Genomic DNA, 22,452 nt, shown 5'->3' with positions numbered 1-22,452 from the left:
TCTCGGTCATCCAAACGCCTCCTGCTGTCTCAGTCATTCAAACGCCTCCTGCTGTCTCAGTCATCCAAACGCCTCCAGTACCGTCTCAGTCAGCCCAGTTCCTCCGACGCCGTCTCAGTTATCCCCACCTGTCGTCGAGCGCCCATCCTGTTGGACCGACTTCACACCGATGTAGTCGGGCGGAACGCGATCGATCGTGTACGTCTCCTGACCTCGCTTTGCGATCCGATAACCGTCCGCGACCAGTCCCGCGGCGTCGATGTTGAGGACGATCGGCTCGCTCGCGTGACGACGACCGACGCGACGTGCCGCCTCGCGGCTTCCGGAGAGGTGGACCTGCTGGCGGGCCATCGGCCTGAGCCCCTGCGCTCGAATCGAGGCGACCGTGCCGGGAGCCGTCCCGTGAAAGAGCGTCTCGGGGACCGGCGCGTCGGTCGGTTCGAGATCGACGTCGATCGAGTGGCCGTAGGCGGCCCGGACACGATCGGGTTCAGCACCGTCCTCGTGGGTCGTTCGCTCGAACCGCCCGTTCGGGTCGGTCGCGACGACCGCCGTGACGTGGCGCTCGCTCGCCCAGTCGTATTTTCCGTCGACCGCGTCGACGAGTTCGGCAAGCGGCGTCCAGCCGCGATCGTCGACCGAGAGAGCGACGTCGTCCGGAAAGTGTCGCAACGCGCCGCTGATGAATTTCGAGAGTTGGCGTCGCCGCGAGCCGGACACGAGGTGGCTGCCGCGATCCTCACAGACGGGACAGCGGCGCTCGTCGCCGTCGAACGGGCCGTGGCGATCGCAGTTCCGGATCGGTACAGACACGGTACGCACTGCGTGACCGATCGAAAAGAGTCGTTCGGCCCGTAATACGGCGTTACTGCGATCCCTCAGGCGTCTCGAGCCGAACCGAGATCGTCGTCGTCCGATCGTCGACGACGACCCCTTCCTCGTTTCGACGGTCACTCACTTCTCGACGTACGGCGCGTTGATCGTTGACGAGGAACCGCCAGAGCTCGTCGACGTTTCGACGATCGAGTCCGACGACGACGTCACCGTCCGCTTCGAGTACGAAGACGCGCTGTCGGGGGTCGACGTGAGTTCGATCTCGCTTCTCCTGGACGACGAAGACGTCACGGGAGACGGGCAGATTACGTCGTCGGGAGCCGAATACACCCTCGAAGCGGCCGCCGGGGTTTCTCACACCGTGGAAGTCGTCGTGGCCGACGACGCCGGGAACGATGAGATCTACGAAACGAGCGTCACGGTTCCGGGTTCGACCGTCTCCGATCCCGATTCGGTATCGGGACCGACGACCGACACCGACGCTGAAGACGAACGCGACGCCAGAACGCTCGGCTTCGGCACGGTGCTCGCGCTGGTCGTGCTGTCGATTCTCGCAGTGGCGGCCAGACGGCGACCGGGCCAGTAGAGACGCCACAGACCATCCAACCGACTCGTCCCAGTGATCGATGCTGACAGAGTTCGTTATGTTCCAGTTCGGAACGACAGATCGAGACTCGGCGCGGAGTGGGTGAGCGACCCCATCGAAATGATGTCGACGCCCGTCGCGGCGTAGTCGGCGACGGAGTCGATCGTGATGCCGCCGCTTGCCTCCGCGAGGACTTCGTCGTGGCCCGCGGCGCGGAGTCGATCGACTGCGTCGCGAGTTTCCGCGGGGGTCATGTTGTCGAGAAGAACGATATCCGCCCCCGCCGCAGCGGCCCGCGGTGCGTCCGCCACGGTTTCGACTTCGACGTCGAGTTTTGTTGCGAACGACGCTCGGTCGCTAAAATGAGAGATCGCTCCCTCGAGTCCCATCTCGGCGATGTGGTTGTCCTTGACCATCACCATGTGGGAGAGATCGAGTCGGTGGGTGTCGCCGCCGCCCGCAACCACGGCGCGTTTCTCGAGCCCTCGCAAGCCGGGCGTGGTCTTGCGGGTGGCAGCGATCCGAACGCTGTCGGACTCGGTGCGCGTCTCGCGGTCGCTGACCGCTCGTCTTTCCGAGGCGCGTTGCGCCTCGCGTGCCTCGTCGACCACGCGACGGGTTCGTGTCGCGATTCCCGAGGCGTGGCCGGCGAGATTGACCGCGACTCGCTCGCCTCGAAGGACGGTTCGAGCCGCCCCCTCGACGCACAACAAGTCGTCGCCGGGCTCGATCGCCGTTCCCTCAGCAAGGGTCTCGACCACGTCGACATCGAGATACTCGAACACGGCACTCGCGGCCTCGATCCCCGCCGCGGTCCCCGGTTCTTTAGCGACGAGACGACCGGTCGTTTCCCCGGGCACGTCGTTCGTCACATCGTGGTGGCCGACGTCCTCGCGAAGCCAGCGATCGATCTGCGTGGTGGTAATCATGTCGCCGTTGCCGACGGGTTCGACGCCGGTGAGGATAAGCGATCGGTTTCGGCGAGGTTGCAACGGGGATCGGTGACGGACGTATCAGTGTCGAATTGGTCCCACAATCGTTCGCGATCGGCAGCCAATTCGGCATTCGTGACCGGCCGGTGTAGTCGTTGGGCGACGGACCTGCCAGTCCCAACACAGAAACTGTTAGGTCCGTCTGGATCCTGTGTCAGTCATGATCGACGGACTTATCGAACGCTTCTTGCAGCTGTTTGCGGCAGTTCCCGCCTGGCAGGCGACGGTGTTGCTCGTCGGGATCTCACTCGCCGTCGCAGTCGTCCTCGAACTCGTCGTGTTGCGATCGCTCCTGCGGTATACCAGCCGGACGGAGACGGAGTACGACTACATTCTCGTCGGTGAACTCCGGGCACCGGTGGTCCTCACTGCTGCGCTGACCGGCGTCTATCTGCTCACGCAGGTCCCCTCGGTCAACCAGAACGTCCTCCTCACCGCCGACCAGCTCGATACGTTCTTCGGGAAGCCGTCGCTCTCGGTCATCATCGTCGCCTGGGCGTTCGCATCGAATCGGATCGTCAACCGGTTCGTCGAAGAGGTCAAAGACAAGGGATCGCGTTTCGACTTCGCACCCGTCTTCTCGAACGTCTGGACGCTGGTCGTCCTCGCCGGCACGATCGGCATCCTGCTGTCGGTCTGGGAGTACAGCATCACGCCGCTGCTCGGTGCGGCCGGCGTCGCCGGTATCGCCGTCGGGTTCGCCGCCCGAGATACGGTCGCCAACTTCTTCGGCGGGATCGCGCTTTACTTCGACGACACGTACAAACTGGGCGACTACATCGTCCTCGACTCCGGCGAGGCGGGCACCGTCGTCAAGGTCGGCGTTCGATCGACGACGCTCATGATGCGCGACGAAGTCCTCATTACGGTGCCGAACGCGGCGCTGAACGCGGCGAAGGTGATCAACCAGTCGGCACCCCAACGCCGTAAGCGACTCAAGGTGCCGATCGGCGTCGCCTACGGAACGGATATCGACGAGTTCGAGGAACTGGTGCTCGAGATCGCAGACGAGGAGTCGCTCGTCCTCGACTCCCCGAAACCGCGGATGCGTTTTCGAAATTTCGGCGACTCCGCCCTCGAGTACGAACTCCTCTGTTGGGTCTCCTCGCCGGTCCGGGCCAACAAGACGCGACACCAACTCAACCGGGCGATGTACACAGAGTTGACCGCGGCGTCGATCGAGATTCCGTTCCCACAGCGCGATATCAACCTGTCTACGCCCGCTGCGATCGACGGTGAGCCGAAACGAGAACGGAGTCCAGAATCGAACCCGGACCTCTCGTTCGTCGATGGACGGACCGAATAAGAACGACGAATCGCTCGTAACAGCCGATTTTGATTATCACCGGATTGACGTGTACAGTTATACGTGGGTACTGCATCGTGACTGTATGGGAAACGAGAAGAAACCACACTCGCTAATTGCACTACTGGGGGGTGGACGACTGCGGGATGCGGAGATCCTACGCCGATCGCTGCCGTACCACATCCGTCGGACGGCACGTCGTCCGATCAGGGCGGTGCTTCGGATGCTGCTCGCGCCCATCTTCATCGTCGGCTTCGTTACTGCCCTGAACGACCCACAGGGAACGATCGAACTCGTCGATGCAGGCATCACTGTCGGCGGCGTCATCGCGCTGTTGCCACCACTCTACGTCGTCGCGGTGTTGGTCGTCCTCTCCGTCATTGCCGGCCTCGTCTCACCGATTACAATGGGCGTCAGACGAGACCTCCGCTTTCGACGACGGCGATAACGGTCTCCGAGTCTCTGGCGGCCGGTTACCGAGACTCGGGGCGCTTGCCGATTACCGTGCGAGAGGCGGGTCGTCCGTCACGACGGTGTGACACCCCGTCGACTCCGGGTTCTCGCTTGCCGCACGCGCGATCAACAGTGCGACCACGTTCGCGTTCCGAAGTTCGTAGAGATCGCGAGCGGTTCGCGTGCGAATGTAGGCGTCGATCTCGCCCTTGAGTCGCCGGAGGACGCCGCTCGCGCGGGCGATCTCGTCGGGGTCGCGCTCGAGGCCGAGGTACTCGTCCATCGTCCGCTTCAGTCGGATCGACTTTTCGGCGGCGAAGCGCTCCGGGAGTTCGGGATCGCTGTCCCGAAGGTCGGGCGCGTCGACGAGTTCCGGCTCTGCCCCGGAGTTTGCGGCGTCTTCACCCGCGCGCAGTCCCCAGACGAGCCCCTCCAATAGGCTCGTACTCGCCAGCCGGTTCGCGCCGTGAACGCCCGTCCGGGCGCATTCCCCGACGGCGTAGAGCCGATCGAGGCTCGTCCGACCGCGATCGTCGACGGCGATCCCGCCACAGCAGAAGTGTTCGCAGGGGGCGACGGAGATTTGGTCGCCCTCGATGCCGCGCTCACGGCACTTCCGGGCGATCGCCGGATACTCAACCTCGAACTCGAGCGGATTTACGTCGAGGACCACCTTGCCCGTCGCCTCGCGCTCGGCGTCGACAGCGCGGGCGACGACGTCTCGCGGCGCGAGTTCGGCATCGGGGTGGTAGTCGGCCATGAACCGATCGCCGTTGCCGTTGCGAAGCACTGCCCCCTCGCCTCGCAGCGCTTCGGAAAGCAAGAACGGATCGTCACCCGCGTACGCGGTCGGGTGGAACTGGATATACTCCATATCCGTGACGTCCGCGCCCGCGAGCGCGGCCATCGCGATTCCGTCGCCGGTCGCGTCGTCCGGATTGGTCGATCGCGTGTAGAGCGCCCCGATTCCGCCGGTCGCGAGGATCGTGGTGCCGGCGACGATCGGGTGACCCGTCGGTGCCTCTCGCGGGCGTTTGCCGCTCGAGCGTTCCGAGGGTCGTCGACCCTCGCGGTCGGTCAGTACGCCGTGAACCCGTCCCTCGTGGGTGAGTAGTTCGAGGGCGGCGGTGTCTTGCCGGACCTCGATCGCTTCGTGATCGTCGACGTAGTTGAGAAACGGCCGGAGGATGTGGGTTCCCGTCGCGGCGTCGACGTGGAGAATACGCGACTCGGAGTGGGCGGCTTCGCGTGTGTAGTCGAACTCGCCGTCGGCCCCTTCGTCGAACTCGATTTCGAGAGTGTCGAGCAACACGTCCTCGACGGCGTCGTCGGCGTGTTCGATCAGGATGTCGACGGCGTCTGGATCCGCCGTCCCGTCGCTGGCGTCGAGAATATCCCGTTTGAAGCTCGCGGGGTCGCTCCCCGTCGTCGAAATGCCGCCTTGCGCCCAGTCCGTGCTCGCCCCGTCCGGCCGTTCGGCCTTGGTCACGAGGAGCACGTCGGCTCCGTTTCGGGCGGCCGCGAGGGCTGCCGCACAGCCAGCGATGCCGCTGCCGACGACGAGGGTGTCGGTGGTTTCCGCCTCGGCAGAATCCGCGGTCGTGCTGGATGACGCCGCCTCAGCCGAATCCGCGGTCGAACTGGATGTCTCGGGCATGGGTTAGATCTCCAGCATCCGTTCGAGGGCCACTCCCGCGAGTTCTTTCTCCTCGGGGGCGACCTCGATCACGTTGCGTTCCCGACCCGCGACGAGTTCCTCGAGCACCCAGGTGAGGTAGTTGGGGTCGATCTGGCGCATGGCGTTGCAGTCCATGCAGGCGTCGCCACACAGGGGCAAGACGTTCACCTCCGGGTGCCAGCGCTGCAGGTGCTTCGTGAGGTGGATTTCGGTGCCGATCGCCCAGGTGTCGCCTGGGTCGGCGTTCTCGATCGTCTCGCAGATCGCCGCCGTCGAGCCAGCTTTGTCGGCGGCCTCGACGACTTCACGGCGGCACTCGGGGTGGACGATCACCTTCGCGTCGTCGTGTTCGGCTCGAACCTGCTCGATGTGATCGACGCGGAACCGTTCGTGGACCTGGCAGTAGCCGTCCCAGAGGATGATGTCGCTTTCGGCTACCTCGTCGGCGTCTTTCCCCTCGGGGTCCCAGGGGTCCCACTGGGCGATCGCGTCTTCCATCCCGAGTCGGTAGGCGGTGTTCTCCCCGAGGTGCTTGTCGGGCAAGAACAGAACCTTGTCGCCCCGATCGAAGGCGTACTCGAACGCCTTGTGCGCATTCGAGGAGGTGCAGACAAGCCCGCCCTGGCTCGCACAGAAGGCTTTGAGGTCCGCATAGGAGTTCATGTAGGTGATCGGAATAATGTCGGCGTCGGGGGCTGCGGCCGTGATTTCGGCCCAGGCGCTGTCGACCTGCAGGGCTTCTGCCATTCCGGCCATCGGACAGGAGGCTTCCATGCTCGGCAGGATCACCGTCTGATCGTCGTCGGTAATGATGTCCGCGCTCTCGGCCATGAACGTCACGCCGCCGAAGATCACGTACTCGGCGTCTGCCTCCGCAGCTTCTTTCGAGAGCTGGTAGGAGTCACCGATGAAATCGGCGTGCTCGACGATCTCGCGTCGCTGGTAGTTGTGTCCGAGGATGACGACGTCGTCGCCGAGTTCCTCGAATGCCGTCTCTATTCGTTCGGTCCGTTCTGCCTCCGTCAACTCCCGATAGCGGGGCGGTAACTGCTCGAGGTTGTCGTATTTGAACAGACTGAGATCGGTTTCTAGCTCCGTCGTTTCTAGTTGTACCATGTGGGCCACCTATGAGTAGTCGTACGTCACATGCGACTATTGAATAACTTTTTCCTTCGGTAGACGATTCCGGGAGCGTATTACTGTCTAATTTGGTGTGTGGAAGTTGATCGCCGCCCATTCACGAAGCTAACGAACGTTCGTTGACCGAACGGAGTTCGATGACAGAATACCCATCGATTCGCCGTCCGAACCACCACGGTATTCAAAATCAAGCACCGAAGTCGCGTGACACCGCGTATCGAATCGGACCCCCACAGTTGAATACGGAGTAGTCGCTAGACCGACCAATGCCGGAGTGTGACTACTGCGAGGAATCGTTTGCCAGCGAAGACGCCTATCTCGACCATCTGGCGGCCGCCCACGACGGCGACCTGGGCCGAATCGATCGACGCCGCGTTGACGACCACACCGGCGGTGATACCGACGAGGACGCGCCGAATCTCGTTCTCGCCGGCTTCGTAGTCGTTCTCGGCGTCGTCGTGATCGGCATCCTCGCGTTCGTCCTGACGCAGGGCGGAAGCGGCGACGAGGGCCCCGTCCACGAACACGGGCCGATGACCGTCACCGTCGACGGCGACGAACTGGACTTCGAGCAGTCACAGTACAACGAACCCGACCGGTTCCACTTCCACTACGGCGACGGCAACATCTGGCACATGCACCCCGATCGCCTCACGGTCGAAGCGGCGATGGTCGAACTCGGCGTTCCGATCACCGAGAACTCGATCACGATCGACGGCGAGACGTACGACGACGAGGACCCGGATACGAACGTCGAAATCACCGTCGACGGCGAGCCGGTCAACCTCGACCACGAACTCAGCGGCGGCAGCGTCGACGCCGCAATGAACGGCGATGGAGACCACGTTCGGATCACGGTGGAAACGCCCGACGGGGACGGGCTCCCACCCGAACAGACCGTCGGCGCGTCCGGCGACGCCGAAAGCGAGTAACCACCCAGGAATTCACTTTCGCTCCGGTGGCGGCAGTTTAAATACGATCGGGAGCGAACGATCGTATGCCTCCCAGTGAAACCAAAGAGGAGGCGTGACACCATGAGCGACGTACGACAGCACGCGGACGACATACACGACCAGTTTTCGGACCATCTCGACGTCAGCGTCGATGACGTCGAAGGGCGACTTCGGACGCTCGTCGAGGAGTACAAAGTGCCGATCGACGAGGCGCGCCGGAGCGTCACCAACCACTACTTAGACGAGGCGGGACTCGATCGCGAAGACCTCTCGAGTGGCTCGAGCGAGGCCGTTCGGATCGAGGATGTCGACGAACCCGAGCAGTGGGTCGATCTCACGGCGAAAGTAATCGAACTCTGGGATCCCCGCAGCGACTCCGTCGCACAGGTCGGCCTGCTGGGCGATCCGACGGGGACGATTAAGTTCACCAAGTGGGCGAAATCCGACCTGCCGGCACTCGAAGAAGGTGGCGTTTACGAACTCCGCAACGTCGTCACCGACGAGTGGCAGGGCCGGTACTCGGTCAAACTCAATTCGACGACCGTCATCGAGGAACTCGACGAGGAGATCGAGGTCGGTGACGACACCAGCGAAGTCGAGGGCGCACTCGTGGACATGCAAAGCGGCAGCGGCCTCATCAAGCGCTGTCCCGAGGAGGATTGTACGCGCGTCCTCCAGAACGGACGCTGCAGCGAACACGGCGAGGTCGAAGGCGAGTTCGACCTTCGGATCAAGGCCGTCGTCGACGACGGTATCGACGCCCACGAGGTAATCTTCGACAAGGACGCCACCGAGGAGCTGACCGGGATCAGTCTCGAGGAGGCCAAGGACATGGCGATGGACGCACTGGATACGACCGTCGTCGCCGACGAGATTCGCGACACGGTCGTCGGCACCTACTACCGCATCGAGGGACCGACGTTCGGCCGGTACGTCCTGGCCGACGACGTCTCCGAACTCGATGGGCCGGCCGATCCCGAACAGCTGCTGATCAAAGCGAGGTCGATGTAACATGAGCCAGGCAGAACTCACTCGCGAAGTCGCCCGCCGCGTCTTCGCCTCCGAATTCAACGATTCGACGTACGCATTCAAAGAGAGCGACGACGAGCGCGCGCCCAACTACGCCCTGCTCCCCACCGGAGACCGGGCGAACCGCGTGTTCCTCGTCGGGACGCTGACCGAGACCGAAGACGTCGGTGAGGACAGCGAGTACTGGCGCGGCCGCGTCGTCGACCCGACGGGGACCTTCTTCGTCTATGCCGGTCAGTACCAGCCCGAAGCGGCATCCGTCCTACGGGACACGGAACCGCCGGCATACGTCTCGATCGTCGGCAAACCTCGCACCTACGAGACCGACGACGGGACCGTCAACGTCTCCGTCCGCCCCGAAACCATCTCGGTCGTCGACGACAACACCCGCGATCGCTGGGTCGTCGAAACCGCCGGCCGCACACTCGATCGGATCGAGGCCTTCCGCGAGTGGGAAGCCGAGCAGGAAGCGCCCGAAAGCGGGTCGACCGCGCCGACCAACGAGTACGCCCAGATGGCCCACGAGCAGTACGACTCCCCGGTCGAGAACTACCGCCGTGACGTGATCCAGGCGCTGGAAAGTCTCGAAGAGATCGAAGCGGACGCGACGCCCTGAACCGACGCTGGTCGAGACACCACCGTATCCGCCATCTTTCCCCGTTTCCCTGTTTTTCGGACCCAGAGCGGCTAATACGGACGATCGAGACAGCAAGAATCGGTCGACTGTGGCCGTCTGACAAACCGTTAAGTGAGATGACGATCCACTAGACCTACTAATGGGCAACAAGAACAAGACGATCTCGTTTCGCGTAAACGAGGACGCGTTCGAGGCGTTACAGGATATCGCCGAAGAACGCGACATCTCGTTGTCCGCGGTGTTCCGTGACTACGTCGACTTGCTCGTCGACCACGACGGACAGGTCGCGGTGGTTCCCGAGGCCGAACTCGAAGCGGGCGGGACGAGCGAAGACGGCGAGCGATCGTTCCCGCCGACCGTGGAGGTTCCCAAGAGTTTCATCCGGGAACACGAACGCCTCGAACTCGAGGCCGACCACCTCCGGGAGCAACTCGACGAGTACAAAGCCTACGTGACCGATCTGCAGGACAGACTCGAGGGCGAGGAAGACGAAGTGCTCCTGCTCGACGATTTAGACGAGAGCGACGGCCACTCACACCTCCGGTAGGCCGAGACAGGGTCGCGAATCGGTGACGTCCGTCTCCGATCCGGAGGATCGATCGAGGAACGAGGACGAGCGATCGGCCGGGTCGCTACCGCGCGAGGTTCTGTTTTTCCCGGCGGATGTCGTCGGCTTTCTCCCTCGCTCCGTCGACACGAGCGAGTGACTCGGCGGCTTCCAGCGTTCGGACGCCGTCGTCGAGAAACGAGAGGACGTCGCCGGGATAGGCATAGACCATGTAATCGTCGGTCATCACGTCGACGATCGCGTCGGGACCGAGGCCCTGGGCGCGCAGTTCCACCAGATACCGGATGAACTTCCGCTCGGGACAGCCACAGTAGGGGTTCGAATCGCAGTCACAGTCAAGGAAGTCCTCCGCGAAGTCGAGGATTCGATCGCGGGTCGTGTCGTCGAGCTTTTCGAGACCGTCGCCGCGAAAGAGTATGTCCAGCGTCGCCCCTTTGAACGCCCCCTTGGGGATGTTCGTCTCGAGCTGGGAGCTGAGCTGACGGTGGTTCTTGACGTAGATTTTGTCGGTAATGGCCACGCGTTGGCGGTGATATGAGCCGGGAGCCGAAAAACGTCTCGATCGAGACGGCCCGGATACTGGCGTATGCGTGGTCGTTCAGGGGGGAGATCGCGCGTGACAGCCGTGCACACCCCGATCCCCGAGTCGTAACGTATTTCAGGCCATCCGCGTGTAGAGTGAGGTGTACAGCGTGTCCGGGTTGGGGTAGTGGTTATCCTTCAGCCTTGTGGAGGCTGAGACGCGGGTTCGATTCTCGCACCCGGACTTTTTCACGACGACCACGGGAGGAGTGAAAAAGCCGGAAGGCGAGATCGAACCAGAGAGAGCGCAGTCTCGCGAACGCAGTGAGCGAGGAAGCGATCGACCGTGGTTCGATTCTCGCACCCGGACCGTCTGCGGCGAACAATTTCGTGAGCCGCGGAAGTCCTCAGAGATTCGAATGAGACGAGTCGCGCACAGCAGAGTGAACACGTCTTGGCGTGGTTCGATTCTCGCACCCGGACCTTTTGATGACGAAATGTCGATCCTCCGCCGTCTGTCGCCGGAGCGACCGTCGGTGACAGGGGCTTCAGGGAGAGAGCGAGCGATCGCCGTTAGTTCGCCATCGCCACACGACGAGAAGGAGTCCGATGACGCCACCGATCACCACCAGCCAACCGAGCCCCCAACCGTCGTCGTCCGCTTCACCGCCCTCATCGTCGTCAACACTCTCGGTGTCCGATCCAGCGTCTTCGTCGGCCGATCCACCGTCTTCGTCGTCCGACCCAGGGCCCTCGTCATCCGATCCAGCATCGTCGCTGTCCGTGTCACCGGCACCGCTCTCGACGGTAACGGTCCCAGCATCGATGCCATTGACTTCGAGGTCCGAGGAACCGGGTTCTGGCACGAACGACAGGCGTACGTCCGTTGACGAATCGCCCTCGAGTTCGATCGTTTCGCCGTCTACCATCTCGCCGTCAGCCAGGAGTTCGATCGCGTACGCACCGCGTTGCTGGCCCCGGTTTTCGACAGTTGCGGTCACGGTCGCCCGTTCCCCTTCCGCGATCGTTTCCGCTTCGAGCGAGACGTCCGTTACCTCGAACGGTGGGGCAGCCGTCCCGAGTGCGAAGACGGAGAACTCCGGCACGGTACTCCCAAAGCGGTAGTGCGTGTCGTCGGCATCGGTCTGGTTCGTCTCGCGGGTCGTCCACTCGTCGTCGATTCGGTGGTGCAAGACGACGTCGTCAGCGTCGACACCCAGGGTGTCTAGGTAGGATTGCCGGATACTGAACTCGATGGTCGCTCCCGAAATCTCGTCCGGTTCGAGCGTGTGGTCGATGTCGATGTAGCCTGCGGAGACGCTGTCCGTTTCGTTCTCGAAGGAGGCTGCGGCCGTCCTGACCGGTTCAGGGGCCTCTGCCTGCTGTTCCGTACCGGCGAGGATTGGAAGTACAACCCCGCTGGCGAACCGCGGACTGAGCGATTGCTGTACGTCTTGACGCGTGCCGACACTCCGCGTGAGATCGCTCTCGTAGGTCGTCACCGACAGCTCGAAGTCGCGATCGGTATCGATTTCGATGGTGATCCGATCGGATCGCACGTTGCTCGTGTCGTCGTCTGCGGCCGACTTATCGTCGGATTCGTCGGTTTCGTCGCCAGCGGAATCGGTCTCCGAATCGGTATCGTCGCTGGCGATAAACGCGTCGTCACCCTCGATAACGAGCGTCTGACCCGGCTCAGGGTTCGTGACCGAGACGCGAATGTCGGACTCGGCCGCATCGCCGTCATCGTCGGACTGGTCGTCGTCTTCGTCCGATCGGTCAACGAGTACTTCGGTGTCCGGGTCTGTCGATGATGAACTACTGGAGGAACTCGAGGACGAGCCACCGGTCGATTCGACCGTGACGGTCGCGGTGTCGGTGATCGCCGTGTCGTTCGTCCAGGAGAACTCGACGGTGTAGCTGCCGTCGGTATCCTCCTGAAATCCGAAACTAGCGGTTCCATCGCCGTCTGTCAGGGCGACGTCGCCCGTGTCGAGGCCGCTCAGCCCGTCGTCGTCGGTTACGTTGAGTTCGACGGTTTCGAGGGGCGTTCCGCTCGCGTTTGTCGCGGTGACGTCGATCGTTCCGGCGTCGTCCTCGTCGACGGTCACGTCGTCCGCGCTGATCGTGACGTTCGATGCGAAGGTGGTCACGACCTCGCCGCTGGTGATCGCTCCAGTGGGCATGACGGCCTGATCGCCCGTGTTGACCGTCGACTCCTCGTTGTGCCAGCTGGTTCCGTCGTGTCGCCAGACAGCGAGTGCCCCCGGATCGATGGCGAACGCGCTGCTGTTGTAGCTGACAGCGAGGGTGTCGAGTTCACCACTGGTGCCGAAGTTCACGTCGATGGCATCGTCACCGGCCTGGTAGTCGCCCGGTCCAGCGGGGACGGCCGCCGAACCGTCGAGCGCCGCGTCGGTCACGTCGGCCGAGACGATCGCGCTTTGCAGGTCGAGATCGGTGACCGAGACCGTGCTCGTGCCACTGTTGAGCGCATCGTCGGTGGTATTGGCGATCGTCGACTCGGTGAGTTCACCGTTCTCTGCGGCGTCGGTAAACTCGATCCCAAACCCTCCCGTGGTGTCGACCGTCGCGTTTCGAATTGCAACGTTGTCCGCACCACTAACGTAAATTCCCGCAGTGGCGATCTCGGTGACTGTGTTGTTTACGAGACGGGCATTGTCCGCAGAATCCGCCAGCTGAATCCCTTGTGCGTCATTTCCGCCAACGCTGGTGTTTTCGATATAGTTGTCACCGATGAGAGAGTCCGGGGCCTCGACGTAGATACCACGGTTGGCCGAATTGAGGAGCGTGTTGTCTGTGACGTTCGCCCAGCCGGACTTTCTAATGACGATGAGCGAAGCCTGGCCGCTCGTCCCGTTGAGGTAGTTGTTGCTGATCTCGAACGGCGTCGATGGGGTCGAATCGACCTCGATATCGATCGGCGTGTCAGTAGTGTCGTTGAGTGTATTGTGCGAGATCGTCCCATTGCCAATACTCCCTTTGAGTTCGATCCCGAGTAGGCCACTGTTAGCGATCGTGTTCTCGGAAATGGTCGTGTTGCCGACATCCCCCTCAACCAACAGACTCCTGGTGGTGCTGTTGGTGATTGTCGATCCCGTGACGTCGAACTGGGTAATCGTCGAATTTGCGTAGATACTCGCCGTTGAGGTGTTGGTGATCTCGCTGTCAGTGATCTCTACCGAACTGACGTTTTCGCTAATCGTGACGCCACGCTTACCGATATCAGTGAGATTCAGCTTCGACAGCGACAGCGACTCGAACTCGGCGGTGACGGTGATCGCGTTCTCACTCGTGTTTTCGATCAGCAGGTCATCGATCGTGACCGTCGCGTCCTGGTGGAGATCGGTGACGTCGACCACGCCGGTGACCTCGTCCGCTTCGGTTGCCCCGTCAATAGTCACGTTCTCGATTGTGACATCGGCCAATCCGGTAGCGTCGAGTTTGAGGAAACTGATCCCCTCTCCGTCGAGGCCGCTGTCGCGTGGGTCGTGCTCCTCGGTGATCGTGCTGTTTCGGATGCTCAGCGCCGATGCGTCGGAGGCGTTGAGAACGGCCCCAGAGTGCGAAACGAGATCGAGTTCGAGTGTGAACGCCGCAGCACTGTCTCGCAGCAAGATGGTGTCGCCGTGGTTCGTCGCCATTCCGAATGTGGTGTTTGTGACGGTCAGGTTGAATTCGGTGGCAGCGTCGTAGACGCCGATGAGTGGCGACTCTGCGGAGTTACTGTCGTCGGATTCGATGTAGAACCCGTCGTCACCGTTGGCTTCGAACGGTCCAGCCTCACCGATGATGAGGTCTGTGGCGTCCGGGTTGTCGACGCGGAAGATCGCTTCATCGTAGGCGGCGAAGTCGCCGCTGCGAGTGATGCTAGTCTGGTCGCTGCCCTCGTAGGCGAACAATCGGGTGACGTTGCCCGCGCCATCGGCCGTCAGGTCGACCTCGTGGTTCGTGAGGGTGTACGTCCCCGGACCGACGACGATCGTATCGTAGTCTTCGGTCGCGTTACCTGCGGCGATCTCGATGACCTGTGCAGTGTCGTCGGTACCGGGCGAGGCGACTACTTCACCCAGCCACCGAACGTCGCCGCCGTCGATCGAATAATTGTGGTAGTGGACCGCTTCGCCGGTGTCGTTGACCAGCCAGACCTCACCCTCGCCGGGCGCGGCGGTCGGGTAGGGGTCGGGTTCGTCGACGCCCTCCCACGCGAGCCGCGGGTAGCGATCGGTGGCGGTCCACGTCTCGTCGTAGTCGAAGTCCGTGTAGTCCTTGGCGACGAGGCCCGTCATCTCGAAGGTCGACAGTCCATCACCACCAGCGGAGTCTGTCACACCGGTTGCTTCGGTGTCCCAATAGCCCGCGGTGACGGTATTATCGTTGGTGCCGACGAAACCACCTGCTCCGGCGGGAACGTCGACGACGGCGTAGCTCTGTTCGATGGTAGCATCGTTGTCACCGACGAATCCGCCAACGTGATTACCACTGACGACACTCCCGGTCGCATACGAGTCGCTGACTACGCCTTCTTGATTGTAACCAACGAATCCACCAACTCGAGAACTACCATCGACAGTTCCGGTTGCGTACGATTCGCTCACGCGGGCTCCGTTGTCCGCGTTTCTGCCAATGAGTCCACCAACACGGTCATTTCCGTCGACAGAGCCGGTTGCGTAGGACTTGTTCACGATATCCTTATTGCTACCGATTAGCCCACCAATCTGGCCGCCGTCGGCAGCACGGACAGTACCGGTGGCGTGTGATAGCGTTACTGTTCCCGTGCCTGTAGTAATAGGTCCATTAAAACCTACGAGCCCACCAATCGCGCCCATGTTGTCCTCAGGGTCGGGCACGCCGGTTACGTTCCCTGTCGCCGTTGCGTTCTCGATATGGCCTACATTTCGGCCAACCAGTCCACCGATCCCGATTGATCCCGTGACATCACCCGTCGCTTTCGAGTCACGTATCTCTCCATTCGAGTACCCAACAAGACCACCGAGACGGTATACCCGATCGGTACCGGTTACGTTCACACTGGCAGTTGCATTTGTTACGGTTCCTGAACTTTCAAGCATCCCGACAACACCACCGGATCGAGTAGCATCATACCCATTCGCCGTAGTGCCGCCGCCATCGAGATCAGTCGTCACCGTTCCGTTCACCTCTACATCGGAGATATCACCGTTAGCCTCACCGACGAGCACGCCGATGTGTGCTTTTCCGGTGATCGTGGCGTTCCACAGCGTTACGTTCCCGATCGTCGTCCCCTCATTGGCGTAGCCGAACAGGCCAACGTAATTCTCGGTACCACGGTCGATCGTCATATTCTCGACCGTGTATCCGTTGCCGTCGAACGTACCCTCGAACGGATCGGTATCGTTCCCGATCGGGACGAATCCAGCACCGTCGTTCGCCGACTCACTGGCGTGGTCGTTGTATCCCGGTGTCGACTCGTTGAGGTCGTTCACGAGCACATAGTCGGCAGAGAGATCGTTACGCGTCTCGTTGAGGTCGGTCCAGTTCCCGATCTCCTCCGGGTTCTGAGCCGTCACGCTCCCGACCCCGATCGCCAGCGCACAGACGACCACGATCGCAACGGGTAGCCCTCGCCAGCGATTCATGCCGCGACGCCCCGCTGTACACGCGAGCGGTAGCGATCGCGTGCTGGCACCGGTTTCGATTCTATCCCCCAACTTGTCGATCTCGTATTCCCGATCATGTGTCTGCCCGTCGACCTGCAGTCCATCGGATTGTCCGACCGCCAATCACGCGTCGTGCAGCCCGAATAGTCGGTTTCGTCTGAGTGTCCCGCCAGAGGGAGTTAAACAAAATATGCATATATAACGAAAATCGTCATCGGAGTATACATAACACACATCCATCAGATGGTCGGACTGTCGCACTGCTCGAGTGAAACAGCGTCATCGCATCGAGGAACAGTGCTGTCGACGCAACCGGCTACGGTGAGTCGTCGAACGCCTCGGAAAATACCTTCCGTTCGGCGGCCCGCAGATGGTGGAGAAACGTCGACTGCGAGATAGCAAGCGTCTCGGCGATGTCGGCGGCCGACGACTGCTGCGGTCGATCGAAAAAGCCCGCGACGGTCGCCGCACGCAACGCTTGCTCCTGTTTGACCGTCAGCGCCTCGAACGTCGACGGGGCGGTGGCCTCGACGGTCCGCAGATTCCGGGCGCGTACCGCCGCGTCGGGCCACTCCGTCCGAATCGCCTCGGTGACCGTCCCGATATCTGTAAGCTTGGGAAACCTCGAAACGAGTTCGGTACGGCCCGCAGTTGCAGATATCGACGCGATCGACCCACCGTAATCAGTGACGATCGTCCCGGCGACTGGCTCCGGGACGCGCACCCGGACAACCGCTGGCACCCCGTCGCTGACGGGTGTAACCTCCAGAAGCCCGTCGACATCCGCGGCAGCGCTAGCGAGCAACGCCGCATTCACGTCGGCCGTCTTGAGCAAGTACGTCACCACACCGTCGGTCGACTGTAACTCGTGGGCTCTGATGGTGGTCTCGGCGGGGAGAGCCGGAGCCGCCGACAGCGCCGCCAGAAAGTGGCCGTCGCTGAGTCTCACCGAAACCTCGGTCAGCGTCTCCGATCGCAGGGCTTCGCGCTGGCGGCGAACCTTCCGTTTGAACCCGAGCGCCGACGCAAACTCCGCGACGAGCGTCTCAGACGGCGCTGGCTCCGGCTCCTCGCGGACGACCGTCAGGACGCCATCGGAGACGCCGCCGTGTTCGAGCGGGACCGATCGAACGGTCTCGAGTCCGCAGTCGGCCAGCCGATCGCCACGGTCGCGATTGGGAGCCGATTCGGCGGTCACCGTGACGGCCTCGCCCGACGCGAGCACCTCGCGCGTCACGTCGTCGACTGCGGCCCCTGTGTCGGTCTCGAACGACCCACTGCGGCGAAAGGCGTCGTCACCGTCGCTTGCATCGATCTGATACAGTGGTTCGCTCGTGGACAGTCCGCTGTGGGCGCGAACGACCCACGCCCCGCTGTAGCCGTGGGTCTCGACCAACAGCCGGCAGACGTTCTCGGCGAGCGTGCCGTCGGTCGCGGTCTCCAACAGGAGCTGTCGGATCGCCTCCTTGCCGTCGCGTTCGGTTTCGATTTGTCTCCTGGCCTGGTCGAGTTCTCGCTCTCGCCGCTTTCGGGCGGAAATATCTCGGGTATTGATGACGTAGTACCCGTCGGGCGTCTGTATCGACGAGCCGATACTCTCGATCCATTTGTAGCTGCCGTCGGCGACCAGAAAGCGGTGTTCGACCATCTCGACGTGGTGTCCGGTCGCGTCGGTGAGCGCCTCGAACGCACCGAGAACGCGCGCTCGATCGTCGGGGTGGAAGTACTCCGCGACGTGGTGACCGACGAGTTCGTCCTGTTCGTAGCCGTAGATTCGCTCGATGGCCGGACTGTCGTACCGGATAATTCCGTCTTCATCGAGCAGGGTCAGAAGGTCCGTCGAGTGGACGGGCAACGCCTCGAGCTGGGAGACGATCTCCCGATCGGTCGAGACGGGTTCGTGACCGGACATGACTGAGCATGCGAGCAGTCCCTAAAGAGCGTGTCGGCCCAGACGGACGCCGATAGGGTGGCGACGCACACCGCGAGTACGAGCGCCGAAATCCCGGCGCAGATGCGTAGCTACCAGCGGTGATGGACGTGTTCTTTGACGGACGCCTCGTAGACGTCTCGCGTCGCGCCGTGGGCCTGGTTAGACAGCGCGTCGAGATCGGAGACCGCGGCGTTCGATCGAACGTGCTCGGGCGACGTCGTGCCCGGAATGACCGTCGATACCGCGTCGTGGTCGAGGATCCAGCGGAGAGTAAAGTCGGCCAGCGACAGTCCCTCGGGAACGTGGGGTTCGAGCGCCTCGACGGCGTCGTGGCCCGTCTCGTAGGGGACGCCCGCGAACGTCTCACCGACGTCGAAGGCTTCGCCTTCCCGGTTGAAGTTGCGGTGGTCGTTCTCGGGAAACGACTGGTCGCGATCGAGCGCGCCAGTAAGCAGGCCCGAGGCGTAGGGCACACGGACGATGACGCCGACGTCCCGTTTGGCGGCCTGCTCGAAGAACAGGTCCGCCGGGCGCTGGCGGAACGGGTTGAAGATTATCTGGACGGTCTCGACGATGTCGTACTCGATCGCCTTGAGGGCTTCCTCGACCCGTTCGACGCTGACGCCTGCGTGGGCGATCGTTTCCTCGGTTGCGAGGCGTTCGAGCGCCTCGAACGTCGAGGGCTGGTAGTACGCGTCGGTCGGCGGACAGTGCAACTGGAGTAGATCCAGCGTCTCCACCCCGAGGTTCTCGCGGCTTCGATCGGCGTGCTCGGAGAGATTTTCGTAATTGTACCGATCGGCCGTGTGGGGATCGAGCCGCCGGCCGGCCTTCGTGGCGACGAACACGTTGTCGGCGTCGCGCTCGTCGAGGACGGACCCGATGTGACGCTCGCTGCGCCCGTCGCCGTAGACATCCGCGGTATCGATGAAGTCGATCCCCGAATCGAGGGCCGCGCGGACGACATCGCGTCCGGTTTCGTTGGAGACGTCGCCCCAACTGCCGCCGATGTTCCACGTGCCGAGACCAACGTCCGAGACCGCACGGCCAGTCGAGCCGAGTCGCCGGTGGTGCATACGAGCGAAATCGTCTCGGTTGCGGGTATGTCTTGGCGTAGTGGCAATCGCACAAGGCGTAGTGGCAATCCCGCGACGATCAGCGCCCGGCGTCCGTGAGTCGCTGAACGTCGTCGTCGTCCAACGAGAGCCGTGCGGCGGCGACGTTCGACTCGAGGTGGTTCGGGTTCGAGGTGCCCGGAATGGGGAGTATCACGTCAGATCGCTCGAGGAGCCAGGCGAGGGCGACCTGCCGGCGGGTCGCGTCGTGAGCGTCACCGATCTCGTCGAGGAGGTCGCCGTGGGTCGCGAGGTCGTCACCGTCGATCGGTGCCCAGGGGATGAACCCGATGTCGTTGTCCGCACAGACCTCGAGCACGTCGGCGCTCGATCGATCCGCCAGGTTGTACCGGTTCTGGACGGTCGCGACATCGACGTGCTCGCGGGCCGTCTCGAGTTGCTCGACGGAGACGTTGCTGACGCCGACGTTCCGGACGAACCCCTCGTCCTGAAGTTCGGCGAACGTCTGGATGGAGTCCTCGAAGGGCGTCTCGGGGTCTGGCCGGTGGAACTGGTAGAGGTCGATCGTCTCGGTTCGGAGTCGATCGAGCGAGACGAGCGCCTGATTCCGGATGTAGTCCGGATCGCCGTGGGCGAGCCACTCGCCCGAACGGTTCCGAAGGAGGCCGGCTTTCGTCGCGACCAGTACGTCGTCTCGGTCGCCAAGCGTCTCGCCGATGAGCCGTTCGCTCACGCCCGGACCGTAGGAATCCGCCGTATCGATGAAGTCGATGCCGAGATCGATCGCCGTCCGGAGAACCTCCCCGGCGGCCTCCTCGTCGTCCGGGGGACCGATGATATCCGCGCCGCAGAGTCGCATCGCGCCGAATCCGAGTCGGTTGACGGTCGTGCCGCCAATCTCGAAGGTGTCGCTCTCGAGTGTGGTAGTATCGTTGCTCACAGGCCACGTACAGGTCGGCGCGTAATAATCGTTGAGTGACCGGCGATCTGGACGGTGAAATCGAGCGTTCGACGGCTGGGCCGTGGGTTCGAGCACTCGACGACTGACGGGGCGTATCGATCGCGGACCGGAGAACCGACGTATCACCAGCGGCGGGCAAAACGTGTCGCCGCCGGACGACGCGCTGGCAGGGGACCACGTCCCGTCGACGGAGCGCGCTGCCGGGAGGCGACAGACGCGGTGGCTCGATTCTCCGCTGGCGGTGGGCTTTTGGCGGCGCTCGCCAACCCTTCGGTATGGAACTTGAGCCAGTGACGGATCTGCCCGAAATCCGTCCCGGCGACGACATCGCGGCACTCGTCGCGGACCGGGCCACCCTCGAGTCAGGCGACGTGCTCACCGTCGCGAGCACGATCGTCTCGAAGGCTGAGGGACGGATGGCGGACCTCGCGGAGTACCCCGTCAGCGGGCGGGCGAAGGAACTCGCCACGCGAATCGAGGCGGTCGCCGGCGAGGAGAAAGACCCGCGATTCGCCCAGGCCGTGTTGGAGGAGAGTACGGAACTGCTGATCGACTGTCCGTTCTTCCTCACCGAAACCCGGTTCGGTCACATCTGCGTCAACGCGGGGATCGATCGATCGAACGTGCCGGATCACGACATCCTGCTGTTGCCAAAAAAACCGGCCGAGAGTGCCGAGCGCATTCGGGCCGGACTCGAAGCGCTGGGGATCGACGACGTCGCGGTGATCGTCACCGATACCTGCGGCCGCCCCTTCCGCCACGGGCAACGCGGCGTCGCCCTCGGCTGGGCTGGAATGCCCGCGAGCAGGGACTGGCGAGGCGAACGCGATCGAGACGGCCACGAACTCGGCGTCACCGTCCAGTCGGTGGTCGACGAACTCGCGGCGGCGGCCAACCTCGTCACGGGCGAGGGGGCCGGCGGCACGCCGGCGGTCGCGATCCGCGGCTGGGAGTTCGGCAATCTCGAGGGAAGCGACGAACTCTTCCGAGACGTCGAGGACGACCTCGTCAGGCAGGCTCTTCGCGGCTGGGAGTGGGACGGAGGTGACGATCGATGAGCGACGCGAACGCGCCGACGTGGGGCATCGAACTCACCCCCGAGCACGCGCCCGATCGGATGGCGAGTCTCGCGGCGCTGGCCGAATCCGAGGGGTTCGACGTGGCGTTTGCGAGCAGCCACTACTTCAACCGGGACCCGTTCGTGGTCCTGTCGCGGATGGCCGACGCGACCGACGAAATTCGCGTCGGGCCGGGCGTCGCCAACCCCTACGAAACCCACCCCGTGAAACTCGCCGCCCAGACCGCGACGATCGACGAGGTCAGCGACGGACGGGCGGTCTTCGGCGTTGGCGCTGGCGATCGCTCCTCGCTCGCGAATCTCGGCATCGATCGCGACAGCCCGCTCCGGCGAGTGCTCGAGACGTTCGACCTCGCGCGCGACCTCTGGGACGGTGAGACCGTCACCCACGAGGGGACGTTCACCGCGCGAGACGCTTCGCTCAACCTCGACTCCGCCGAAATCCCGGTGTACGTTGGCGCACAGGGGCCACACATGCTCCGGATGAGCGCGAAACACGCCGACGGCGTCCTGATAAACGCTTCCCATCCTCGCGACCTCGAGTGGTCGGCAGGCCAGATCGAGCAAGGGCTCGAAGAGCGGCCAGCCAGCGAGGCGCGACGCGCCTCGGAACGATCGAGCGGGGAGAGAAACGACCCGCGAGATGGCGAATTCGAATCCCTCGCGTTCGCAAGCGTCAGCGTCGCCGGCGAGGAAGCAGCGGCCCGCGAAGCCGCGCGTCCCCCAGTCGCGTTCATCGTCGGCGGCGCGGCCGACCCTGTCCTCGATCGACACGAGATCGATCGCGAGGCGGCGAGTGCAGTCAGCGACGCGCTCGAGGCGGGCGAGTTGACCGAGGCCTTCGGCCGCGTGACCCCGTCGATGATCGACGCCTTCGCGATCGCGGGAACCACCGAACAGGTCGCAGACCAGTTCGAGGCCGCCCTCGAACACGTCGACGGAATCGTCGTCGGCTCCCCGCTCGGCCCGGATCTCGAGGACGCGATCGAACGAGCGAGCGAGGCGCTGGCAAACGCGACGAAACGGTGAGGAGAGCGAGAGATTCG

18 protein-coding genes and 1 tRNA gene are annotated in these 22,452 nt (G+C 63.2%); 10 read left to right on the top strand and 9 right to left on the bottom strand.

Features of this window, described 5'->3' with window-relative positions; translation table 11 throughout:
* Window positions 1-114: 114 nt before the first annotated feature.
* Complete coding sequence (locus AC6I6L_RS00210; protein WP_497915703.1) at window positions 115-813, bottom strand: RNA 2'-phosphotransferase; 699 nt, start codon at window positions 811-813, stop codon at window positions 115-117.
* Between the two features lie 163 nt (window positions 814-976).
* On the opposite strand from AC6I6L_RS00210, the gene AC6I6L_RS00205 reads away from it, so the two are divergent.
* Window positions 977-1,420: a hypothetical protein gene (locus AC6I6L_RS00205; protein ID WP_497915702.1), complete on the top strand. Its 444-nt coding sequence runs from the start codon at window positions 977-979 to the stop codon at window positions 1,418-1,420.
* A 56-nt stretch (window positions 1,421-1,476) separates the two neighbouring features.
* On the opposite strand, the gene nadC is transcribed toward AC6I6L_RS00205, so the two are convergent.
* Entirely contained in the window at window positions 1,477-2,349 is an 873-nt protein-coding gene (nadC, locus tag AC6I6L_RS00200; protein WP_497916818.1) for a carboxylating nicotinate-nucleotide diphosphorylase, read from the bottom strand.
* Between the two features lie 223 nt (window positions 2,350-2,572).
* Here nadC and AC6I6L_RS00195 point away from each other — a divergent pair, with 223 nt between their 5' ends.
* Both AC6I6L_RS00195 and AC6I6L_RS00190 read left to right on the top strand, forming a co-directional pair.
* Window positions 2,573-3,718, top strand: coding sequence for a mechanosensitive ion channel family protein (locus AC6I6L_RS00195; protein ID WP_497915701.1), 1,146 nt, complete (start codon window positions 2,573-2,575; stop codon window positions 3,716-3,718).
* A gap of 85 nt (window positions 3,719-3,803) precedes the next feature.
* Complete coding sequence (locus AC6I6L_RS00190) at window positions 3,804-4,166, top strand: hypothetical protein (protein ID WP_497915700.1); 363 nt, start codon at window positions 3,804-3,806, stop codon at window positions 4,164-4,166.
* 51 nt (window positions 4,167-4,217) lie between these two features.
* Here AC6I6L_RS00190 and AC6I6L_RS00185 read toward each other — a convergent pair whose 3' ends face one another.
* Both AC6I6L_RS00185 and nadA read right to left on the bottom strand, forming a co-directional pair.
* Window positions 4,218-5,828 carry an L-aspartate oxidase gene (locus AC6I6L_RS00185; RefSeq protein WP_497915699.1) on the bottom strand — a complete coding sequence of 537 codons (1,611 nt, stop codon included), beginning with the start codon at window positions 5,826-5,828 and terminating at the stop codon, window positions 4,218-4,220.
* A 3-nt stretch (window positions 5,829-5,831) separates the two neighbouring features.
* Window positions 5,832-6,965, bottom strand: coding sequence for a quinolinate synthase NadA (nadA, locus tag AC6I6L_RS00180; protein ID WP_497915698.1), 1,134 nt, complete (start codon window positions 6,963-6,965; stop codon window positions 5,832-5,834).
* Between the two features lie 290 nt (window positions 6,966-7,255).
* On the opposite strand from nadA, the gene AC6I6L_RS00175 reads away from it, so the two are divergent.
* The 4 genes from AC6I6L_RS00175 to AC6I6L_RS00160 all read left to right on the top strand — a co-directional run bounded on the left by AC6I6L_RS00175 (window position 7,256) and on the right by AC6I6L_RS00160 (window position 10,155).
* Window positions 7,256-7,921, top strand: a complete 666-nt coding sequence (locus AC6I6L_RS00175) for a hypothetical protein (RefSeq protein WP_497915697.1) — start codon at window positions 7,256-7,258, stop codon at window positions 7,919-7,921.
* A gap of 102 nt (window positions 7,922-8,023) precedes the next feature.
* Window positions 8,024-8,953 (top strand): replication factor A, encoded by a 930-nt coding sequence (locus tag AC6I6L_RS00170; protein WP_497915696.1) that lies wholly within the window; start codon window positions 8,024-8,026, stop codon window positions 8,951-8,953.
* Window position 8,954: 1 nt separating this feature from the next.
* Window positions 8,955-9,587, top strand: a complete 633-nt coding sequence (locus AC6I6L_RS00165; protein WP_497915695.1) for an RPA family protein — start codon at window positions 8,955-8,957, stop codon at window positions 9,585-9,587.
* 160 nt (window positions 9,588-9,747) lie between these two features.
* On the top strand, window positions 9,748-10,155 hold the full coding sequence (locus AC6I6L_RS00160) for a DUF8146 domain-containing protein (protein ID WP_497915694.1): 408 nt from the start codon (window positions 9,748-9,750) through the stop codon (window positions 10,153-10,155).
* 85 nt (window positions 10,156-10,240) lie between these two features.
* Here the strand turns inward: AC6I6L_RS00160 and AC6I6L_RS00155 are convergent, their stop codons facing one another.
* Window positions 10,241-10,696 carry a DUF5814 domain-containing protein gene (locus AC6I6L_RS00155; protein WP_497915693.1) on the bottom strand — a complete coding sequence of 152 codons (456 nt, stop codon included), beginning with the start codon at window positions 10,694-10,696 and terminating at the stop codon, window positions 10,241-10,243.
* A gap of 175 nt (window positions 10,697-10,871) precedes the next feature.
* Here AC6I6L_RS00155 and AC6I6L_RS00150 point away from each other — a divergent pair.
* A tRNA-His gene (locus tag AC6I6L_RS00150) sits at window positions 10,872-10,943 on the top strand.
* 303 nt (window positions 10,944-11,246) lie between these two features.
* On the opposite strand, the gene AC6I6L_RS00145 is transcribed toward AC6I6L_RS00150, so the two are convergent.
* From AC6I6L_RS00145 to AC6I6L_RS00130, 4 genes are all read right to left on the bottom strand, one after another.
* On the bottom strand, window positions 11,247-16,409 hold the full coding sequence (locus tag AC6I6L_RS00145) for a GLUG motif-containing protein (protein WP_497915692.1): 5,163 nt from the start codon (window positions 16,407-16,409) through the stop codon (window positions 11,247-11,249).
* Between the two features lie 265 nt (window positions 16,410-16,674).
* On the bottom strand, window positions 16,675-18,270 hold the full coding sequence (locus tag AC6I6L_RS00140; RefSeq protein ID WP_497915691.1) for a PAS domain S-box protein: 1,596 nt from the start codon (window positions 18,268-18,270) through the stop codon (window positions 16,675-16,677).
* 110 nt (window positions 18,271-18,380) lie between these two features.
* The gene (locus tag AC6I6L_RS00135; protein ID WP_497915690.1) at window positions 18,381-19,367 is read right to left on the bottom strand and encodes an aldo/keto reductase; all 987 of its coding nucleotides are present in this window, start codon (window positions 19,365-19,367) and stop codon (window positions 18,381-18,383) included.
* 79 nt (window positions 19,368-19,446) lie between these two features.
* Window positions 19,447-20,307, bottom strand: coding sequence for an aldo/keto reductase (locus AC6I6L_RS00130; protein ID WP_497915689.1), 861 nt, complete (start codon window positions 20,305-20,307; stop codon window positions 19,447-19,449).
* A 296-nt stretch (window positions 20,308-20,603) separates the two neighbouring features.
* Here AC6I6L_RS00130 and AC6I6L_RS00125 point away from each other — a divergent pair, with 296 nt between their 5' ends.
* Both AC6I6L_RS00125 and AC6I6L_RS00120 read left to right on the top strand, forming a co-directional pair.
* Window positions 20,604-21,386 (top strand): coenzyme F420-0:L-glutamate ligase, encoded by a 783-nt coding sequence (locus tag AC6I6L_RS00125; RefSeq protein ID WP_497915688.1) that lies wholly within the window; start codon window positions 20,604-20,606, stop codon window positions 21,384-21,386.
* A complete protein-coding gene (locus AC6I6L_RS00120) occupies window positions 21,383-22,435 on the top strand; it encodes a 5,10-methylenetetrahydromethanopterin reductase (protein WP_497915687.1) in 1,053 nt (350 codons plus the stop codon). Before AC6I6L_RS00125 ends, AC6I6L_RS00120 begins: the two co-directional genes overlap by 4 nt.
* The last annotated feature ends 17 nt before the right edge of the window (window positions 22,436-22,452 follow it).

The sequence above is a fragment of the Halosolutus sp. DAT137 genome (genome assembly GCF_059736405.1).
This window is presented reverse-complemented; position numbering and strand designations above follow the sequence as displayed.

Excerpts from the sequence above, each read along its gene's own strand:
- nadC (WP_497916818.1), bottom strand. The coding sequence starts at position 2,349 with ATGATTACCACCACGCAGATCGATCGCTGGCTTCGCGAGGACGTCGGC.
- AC6I6L_RS00195 (WP_497915701.1), top strand. The coding sequence starts at position 2,573 with ATGATCGACGGACTTATCGAACGCTTCTTGCAGCTGTTTGCGGCAGTT.
- AC6I6L_RS00190 (WP_497915700.1), top strand. The coding sequence starts at position 3,804 with ATGGGAAACGAGAAGAAACCACACTCGCTAATTGCACTACTGGGGGGT.
- AC6I6L_RS00185 (WP_497915699.1), bottom strand. The coding sequence starts at position 5,828 with ATGCCCGAGACATCCAGTTCGACCGCGGATTCGGCTGAGGCGGCGTCA.
- nadA (WP_497915698.1), bottom strand. The coding sequence starts at position 6,965 with ATGGTACAACTAGAAACGACGGAGCTAGAAACCGATCTCAGTCTGTTC.
- AC6I6L_RS00175 (WP_497915697.1), top strand. The coding sequence starts at position 7,256 with ATGCCGGAGTGTGACTACTGCGAGGAATCGTTTGCCAGCGAAGACGCC.
- AC6I6L_RS00170 (WP_497915696.1), top strand. The coding sequence starts at position 8,024 with ATGAGCGACGTACGACAGCACGCGGACGACATACACGACCAGTTTTCG.
- AC6I6L_RS00165 (WP_497915695.1), top strand. The coding sequence starts at position 8,955 with ATGAGCCAGGCAGAACTCACTCGCGAAGTCGCCCGCCGCGTCTTCGCC.
- AC6I6L_RS00160 (WP_497915694.1), top strand. The coding sequence starts at position 9,748 with ATGGGCAACAAGAACAAGACGATCTCGTTTCGCGTAAACGAGGACGCG.
- AC6I6L_RS00140 (WP_497915691.1), bottom strand. The coding sequence starts at position 18,270 with ATGTCCGGTCACGAACCCGTCTCGACCGATCGGGAGATCGTCTCCCAG.
- AC6I6L_RS00135 (WP_497915690.1), bottom strand. The coding sequence starts at position 19,367 with ATGCACCACCGGCGACTCGGCTCGACTGGCCGTGCGGTCTCGGACGTT.
- AC6I6L_RS00125 (WP_497915688.1), top strand. The coding sequence starts at position 20,604 with ATGGAACTTGAGCCAGTGACGGATCTGCCCGAAATCCGTCCCGGCGAC.
- AC6I6L_RS00120 (WP_497915687.1), top strand. The coding sequence starts at position 21,383 with ATGAGCGACGCGAACGCGCCGACGTGGGGCATCGAACTCACCCCCGAG.